This is a genomic window from Actinomadura hibisca NBRC 15177 (assembly GCF_001552635.1).
Classification (GTDB): Bacteria; Actinomycetota; Actinomycetes; order Streptosporangiales; family Streptosporangiaceae; genus Spirillospora; species Spirillospora hibisca.
Genome location: NZ_BCRO01000034.1, coordinates 22218 through 29456, shown reverse-complemented (window position 1 = coordinate 29456; position 7239 = coordinate 22218). Strand labels below are relative to the sequence as shown.

At 73.0% G+C, this 7239-nt stretch carries 5 protein-coding genes; all 5 read right to left on the bottom strand.

Translation table 11 applies throughout. The features are described from left to right. Positions 1-483: 483 nt before the first annotated feature. Positions 484-1101: a GOLPH3/VPS74 family protein gene (locus tag AH6_RS17340; protein ID WP_067480915.1), complete on the bottom strand. Its 618-nt coding sequence runs from the start codon at positions 1099-1101 to the stop codon at positions 484-486. Positions 1102-1104: 3 nt separating this feature from the next. Beyond that, positions 1105-1377, bottom strand: a complete 273-nt coding sequence (locus AH6_RS17335) for a type II toxin-antitoxin system antitoxin (RefSeq protein ID WP_067480912.1) — start codon at positions 1375-1377, stop codon at positions 1105-1107. Continuing rightward, entirely contained in the window at positions 1374-2258 is an 885-nt protein-coding gene (locus AH6_RS17330) for an SPFH domain-containing protein (RefSeq protein ID WP_067480926.1), read from the bottom strand. Before AH6_RS17330 ends, AH6_RS17335 begins: the two co-directional genes overlap by 4 nt. Before the next feature lie 186 nt (positions 2259-2444). Continuing rightward, a complete protein-coding gene (locus tag AH6_RS17325; protein ID WP_067480909.1) occupies positions 2445-3998 on the bottom strand; it encodes an MFS transporter in 1554 nt (517 codons plus the stop codon). Positions 3999-4086: 88 nt separating this feature from the next. Next, positions 4087-7209, bottom strand: a complete 3123-nt coding sequence (locus AH6_RS17320) for an ATP-binding protein (protein ID WP_067480906.1) — start codon at positions 7207-7209, stop codon at positions 4087-4089. Positions 7210-7239: the final 30 nt, after the last annotated feature.

Sequence of the window (7239 nt, the reverse complement as noted above, 5' to 3'; positions counted from 1 at the left end):
CCCCGGTGGCCAGGGTTCTTGGTCACGTTCGGGCGCGGGGCTGGGGTCCCTGGTCACGTGAGGGGTGCGGGGTTGGGGTTGTTGGTCTGGCGCGGAGCGCGGGGCCGGGGCAGTTGTTCGAGCGCGGAGCGTGGGCTTGAGGTAGTTGCGCGAAGCGTGCCTTTAGCGCGCAGCGCAGGTCTGGCGCGGAGCGCGGGCATGGCGCGAAGCGTGAGCTTGAGGCCGTTGGTCGCGCGCGGAGCGCGGGCCAGGATTGCAGGTCATGTGTGAGGAACAAGGCTAGGACTGCTGCTCACGCGCGGCGCGGAGCTGGGGTTGTTGGTCATGTATGAGACGTAGGGCCCGGGGTAGCTGATCGCACGCAGAGAGCGGGGCTGAGGCCGTTGGTCACACAGAATGCGGAACTGAGGCCGTTGGCCACGCGCCGCACCCCGCACGTCGCACCCCGCACTGAGGCCGTTGCTCACCTGCCGGGCATCAGCCCTACGCCGCAGCCGCGTGCTGCGCCTGGATCACCTTGCGCATCGCAGGAGCAGCCGGACCCGTTCGCGCCGTCAGCTCCGCTATCCGCCGCTTGTGTCGCCGCCGGTCGCCGCGCGGCAGCACCGTCTTCAGCTCCGCCGCCGCGGCTAGTGCCACCGCCGCCGCGTCGTAGCTGTTGACGTGCGCGACCGGGCGGCCATGCAGCGCCGAGGACGCGCCGCCCCACAGCGTCTTCACCACGCGCGGGTCGCGCACGGTGATCCGTCGCACCGGGAACAGCCCGAGCGCGCGGCCCTGCTCCTCCCGGATCCAGCCGCCCGCCACCAGTTCGGCGCGCACCGTCGTCACCATCGCCCGGTGCCCCTTGCGTACCCAGTGCTGCCAGGAGCGCGGCCGGGATTCGGTGATCTCGGCGAGCACGCCGTAGGGGTCCTGGCCCGGGGTGCCCGGACGTGGGCGGCGGCGCTCGTCCACCAGGCGGCCGTCCAGGTACAGCTCGGTCAGCGCCGCCGCCCGCAGCAGGTAGCCGAGTTCGCCGCGGCCTGACAGCCGCTTCTTGGTCAGGTCGTACGACAGCAGGAACATGCGGGCCGGCAGGGAGTCGGGAAGATCCACCATGGCCTACTCCTCAGCGGGATCGGTGGCGGGTTCCGCCGGTCGGTCGGTCCGGTCGGCGGGGGTGTCGGCGCCGTCGGCGCCGTTCTTGGGCGGGCGGCCCGGCCGCCGCATCCGCCCGGCGGTGCCGGGCATGCGCCCGGCCTCGTCCAGCGCGCGTCGTAGCAGGAACTCGATCTGGGCGTTGGTGCTGCGCAGTTCGTCACCCGCCCACCGGGCCAGCGCGTCGTGCACCGCCGGGTCCAGGCGCAGCAGGATCTTCTTGCGCTCGCGGGTCACTGGTACAGCGAGCCGGTGTTCACCACCGGCTGGGCGTCGCGGTCGGCGCACAGCACCACCAGCAGGTTGCTCACCATCGCGGCCTTGCGCTCCTCGTCCAGGTCGACGACGTTCTCCTCGTCCAGCCGGTCCAGGGCGAGCTGCACCATGCCCACCGCGCCCTCCACGATCCGCTGGCGCGCGGCGACCACCGCGCCGGCCTGCTGGCGGCGCAACATCGCCTGGGCGATCTCGGGCGCGTAGGCCAGCCGGGTGATCCGGGACTCGATGATCTTCACGCCGGCGGCGGTCACCCGCAGCGCCAGCTCCTCGGAGAGCATCGCGGTGATCTCGTCGGCGTTGTCGCGCAGCGAGGTGCGCTCGGCCGAGTCGTAGGGGAAGCTGCCCGCGATGTGCCGCACGGCCGCCTCGGTCTGGAAGGCGACGAACTCCACGAAGTCGTCCACCTCGAACACCGCCCGCGCGGTGTCCTCGACCTGCCACACCACCACCGCCGAGATCTCGATGGGGTTGCCGTCCAGGTCGTTGACCTTGGCGAGCCCCGTCTCGTGGTTGCGGATGCGGGTGGAGATGCGGCGGCGCTCGGTGATCGGGTTGACCCAGCGCAGGCCGTCCTCGCGGACGGTGCCGGTGTAGCGGCCGAGCAGCTGCACCACGCGGGCCTCGCCGGGCGCCACCGGGGTGAGCCCGGCCGCGACCACCAGTCCGGCCAGGGCCAGCACGACGCCGCCGACGATCCCGGTCGGGATGGCGACGCCGCCGGCGGCGATGCCGACGAAGAACACCGCGACGCCGACCAGGATCAGCAGCAGGGCCAGCAGCAGCATGGGCCAGCCGCTGGAGTTGCGCGCCGCGCGCTCGCGGGTCTGCGGGTCGGGCATCTCGACCTGCGTGTCGGGCCGGGGGGTCACATCGGTCGTCGGTTCGTTCACGAACCCACCTCCTGCGGTATGGGGTCACGCTGTATGTCATCAATCTAGCAAAGTGATATCACTTTTTCCAAGAGGGGAGGCGCGGACAGGTCCGCCAGGAAGACCTGGCGGACCGGACACCTTCGGGTGGCGAGATCACCGCAGGGCGGGCACGGGCGGCTCGTCGGAGCCCCCGGCCTCGTCCGGGATGACGGCGGGGACCGAGCGCAGCGTCACCAGCGCGGCCACGGCGACCAGGGCGGCGAGGACCGCGCTGCACACCAGCGCGGCGTGCATCCCGTCCACGTAGGCGTGCCGCGCGGCCGACGCGAGCGCGCCGCCGACGCGCGGGGGCAGCGTCGCGGCCGTCTCCAGCGCCGAGGCCAGCGAGTCGCGGGCCGCCGCCTCCGGAGCCCCGGCGGGCACCGCGACGCGGTCGCGGTAGACGGCGTTCAGCACGCTGCCCAGCACCGCGAGGCCCAGCGCCCCGCCCAGTTCGGTGGCGGTCTCGGAGACGGCCGAGGCCGCGCCCGACCGGTCCTTGGGCACCGACGCCAGCACCGTGTCGGAAGTGACGGTCATCGCCACGCCCATGCCGACGCCGCCCGCGACCATCATCACCACCAGCACCGCGTAGTCGGCGCTCACGCCGGAGAGCAGGTAGCCGCAGTACGCGACGGCCGACAGCGCCAGCCCCGCCCCCACCGCCCGAGCCCGCCCCGTCGCCCGGATCAGCGGCGGGGCCAGCAACGCGCCGCCCACCATCGCGCCGACAGCGGCGGGCAGCCCCGCCAGGCCCGACTTCAGCGGCGACCAGCCCAGCACGAGCTGGAAGTACAGCGAGAAGATCAACGACTGGGCGACCAGCGCGAACATGGCGAACATGTTGGTAAGGACCGAGCCGGTGAACGCGACCCGGCCGAACAGCCGCACGTCGATCAGCGGGTGCACGATCCGGCGCTGCCGCAACGCGAACGTGACGAGCCCGGCGACGCCCACCAGCGCGGCCACGCCAACCTCGACCCGCCACGGGCCGTGCGCGGCGGCCTCCTTCACCGCGTACACCAGCCCGACGATCCCGGCCGCCGACAGCGGCACGCTCACCAGGTCCAGGCGGCCCGGCGCGGGGTCGCGCGACTCCGGCAGCACCAGCAGCCCCGCCACCAGCACCACCAGCATGATCGGCACGTTGATCAGGAACACCGACCCCCACCAGAAGTGGTTCAGCAGCGCGCCGCCCAGCACCGGCCCGAGCCCCACCGCCAGGCCCGCCACGCCACTGAACATCCCGATCGCGGCGGTGCGCTCGCGGGGCTCGGTGAACACGCGGCGGATCAGCGACAGCGCCGACGGCATCAGGGTGGCCCCGGCCACGCCCAGCAGCGCCCGCGCGGCGATCAGCAGCTCGGCGGTCCCGGCGTAGGCGGTCAGCGCGGAGGCGGCGGCGAACAGCGCCGCGCCGGTCAGCAACATGCGCCGGTGACCGACGCGGTCGCCGACGCCGCCCATGGTGATGAGCAGCCCGGCCAGCGCGAAGCCGTAGGCGTCGGCGATCCACAGGATCTGGGTGGCCGAGGGGCGCAGGTCGGCGGTCAGGTGCGGGACCGCCTGGTTGAGGGCGGTCATGTCGAGGGCGGGAACCAGCGCCATCAGGGCGCAGACGGCGAAGGTGCCCCACTTGCGGGCGGCGGATACCGGCGTTTCGTTCATGCCCCGCAGCGTCGCGGCGGCCGCTGACCGTCCGCGCACCGTCGGCTGACCGCCGCGCACCGTCGGCTGACCATCGTGTATCGGACGGTCAGGAACGTGCCAGTGCCAGCGCCTCCTCGTACGGTAGGGCCGTGCCGCGCGCGTGGGCGGCCGCGAACGCCTCCGCGCCGATCAACGCGCGGACCTCGGCGGCGACCCGCAGCTGATCGGGTGCGTCGGGCAGGGAGGCGCCTCGCATCGCCTCGGCCGCGCCCAGCAGCAGGGCCGCCCGCCCGCCGTCGCCCTCGGCCAGCGCGACCCCCGCCAGCCCCTCTGCCGCGTTGGCGGACGCCGGGAAGTGCGGATTGTCGAAAGCCTGGTCCAGAGCCCCCTGGAACAACGCCCGCGCCTCGGCCGCCTCGCCGTCGTCGAGCGCCAGCCAGCCCAGCCCGATGCGGGCGCGGCCCTGCGACCCGCCGTCCCAGCCCCAGGTGACGACGGGCCCGGCCAGCACCTCTTCGTACAGCGCCCGCGCAGCGACGGCGTCACCGTCCAGGCGCGCCACGTCGCCCAGTCCCTGACGCGCCATCAGTACCTTCTGCGGGACACCGGCGCGCTCCGCCCTCTCGGCCGCGCGCTCGTAGTCCAGGCGCGCCGCCGCCATGTCGCCCTCGCGCGTCAGGATCTCGCCGCGGCGGCACAGCAGGTCGCTCTGGTCCTCCAGCGCGCCCAGCTCGCCGACCAGGACGAGGGCCTCCTCCACCAGCCGCAGCGCGGTGCGGCGGTCGCCGCTCAGCTCGGCGAGCTGGGCGTGGGCGTCCAGGGTGTTGGCGATGCCCCACCGGTCGCCCAGCCGCCGGAACCTCTTGATCGCCTCGGTGAACGCGGGCCCGGCCTCCGCCAGATGACCCATGAACAGCCGCTGGTAGGCCAGGCTGAACAGGTCGAGCGCCTCCAGCCAGGGGTCGCCGAGCATCACCATCCGGCGGCGGTGCTCCTCGACGCGGTCCACGTCCGGAATCGGATTGATCATGGCCCACTGCACCAGCATCGCCGGGAGCCGCGGCGGGCCGTCCATCCCGTCGGCGATCGCGGCGGCGGCCGTCAGGTGCTCCTCGACGTCCGCGCCGAGCGTCCCGGCGGCGCGCGCGTTGACCACCGCCACCACGTACTCCTCGGCCAGCCCCTCCGGCGGGACGGTGCCGACCTCGCGCAGCACCTGCGCGGCGGGCTCGCCCAGCTCGCTGCGCAACCCGCGCAACCACGCGTACCACGACATCGCCGCCAGCATCCGCAGGCCGCCGGACGGGTCGGCGCGGGCGAACCAGCGCAGCGCGGCCTGGAGGTTGCCGTGCTCGGCGCCCAGCCGCGCCATCCAGTCGAGCTGCCCGGCGCGGCGCAACTCGGGATCGGCCTGCTGGGCGAACTCCAGGAAGAAACCGGCGTGGGCGCGCAGCGTCTCGTCCTGCTCCCCGGCCTCGGCGAGCCGCTCGGCGCCGAACGCGCGGACTGTTTCCAGCATGCGGTAGCGGCCGCCGTCGTCGGCCTGCACGAGCGACTTGTCGGTGAGGCCGATCAGCAGGTCATCGACCTCGTCGAGGTCCATACCGCAGACCCGAGCGGCGGTCTCCAGCGTCCAACCACCGGAGAAGACCGTGAGCCGCCGCGTCAGGGCGCGCTCGTCCTCGTCCAGCAGGTCCCAGCTCCACTCGACCACGGCGCGCAGCGTCTGGTGGCGGGGCGCGGCGGTACGGTTGCCGCGCGACAGCAGCCGGAACCGGTCGTCCAGCCGCGCGGAGACCTCGCCGACGGGCAAGGACCGCAACCGCGCCGCCGCCAGCTCAATGGCCAGCGGCAACCCGTCAAGGGCACCACAGATCCGCAGGACGGCGCCCAGATTCTCGTCCGTGACCACGAAATCGGGCCGCACGGCCGAGGCGCGTTCGGCGAACAACCGAACCGCCGGATACTCCAGAACATCGGAAACAGGCGTCCGAGCAGGCGGCAGCGGCAGCGGCGGCAGCGGCCGCAACGTCTCCCCGGTGATCCCCAACGCCTCCCGGCTGGTGGCGAGCACTCGCAGCCCGGGACAACCGGCCAACAAACGATGCGTGAGCTGCGCGGCATCCGCAATCACATGCTCACAATTATCCAGAATCAGCAACAACGACCGCCCCGCCAATGCCGCAGTCAGCCGTTGAACAGGATCAGAGGGCTCACTCCCCGGCCCCTGCAACCCGTGCTCGCGCAGCCCCAACGCCGCGAACAGGGCCCGGGGCAGCTCCCACCCCTCCCCGAGCGGAGAGAGATCAACGAAACAGACCTCCCCGGGCTCCCGCTGCCCCGCCTCGATGGCGAGCCGCGTCTTACCGGCCCCGCCAGGCCCGAGCAGCGTGACGAGCCGTCCTTCTCCGAGCATCCGCCCGACCCGCTTCAGCTCCTCCTCGCGCCCCACAAAACTCGTGAGCTGAGCGGGCAGATTGGAAACAGGAGCCTTGGCCGACGCCTCCCCGCGCAAGATCGCCATATGGACCTCGGCCAGCTCGGCTGAGGGATCGGCCCCCAGCTCCTCGGCGAGCACCCGCCGCGCGTCCTCAAAGACGGCAAGCGCCTCACCCTGCCGCCCACCCGCGTAAAGGGCCCGCATGAGCAGCCCCCGCGCCCGCTCCCGCAACGGATGAGCGCCAACAAGCTCCCGCAGCTCGCCCAGCACGACATCGTGCTGCCCCAAAGCAAGCTCAGCCTCCGCCCGATCCTCGACGGCAGCGGCCCGAGCCTCCTCCAACCGGGCGACCTGGGCCTCGGCAAAGGGAGCCCCCACATCGGCAAGCGCAGCGCCCCGCCACAACCCGAGCGCTTCCCTCAACAAGGAAGCAGCCCGCCCGAACTCACCCCCGCCAAGCGCCTGCCGCCCCTCCCGGGCAAGCCGCTCGAACCGGTGAACATCAACGTCATCCCGCTCGACGACCAGCCGATACCCCGCCGGATGCCCCTCGACGAACCCTGCGCCCCCCAGCCCCCGCCGCAACCGCGACACCTGGGACTGCAAGGCGTTGGCGGCCCCCTCGGGCACCTCTTCCCCGTACAACCCGTCGATGAGCCGCTCCGAGGTGACGAGCCGTCCCGCGTCCAGAAGCAGGAGGGCCAGCAACGCCCGCACCCGCGGCCCGCCCACCGCGCGGGACTCTCCTTGGACACGTGCCTCGACCGGGCCGAGAATGCCGAACTGCATGGCCTGATTGTGGCGTATCGCATTAGCGTG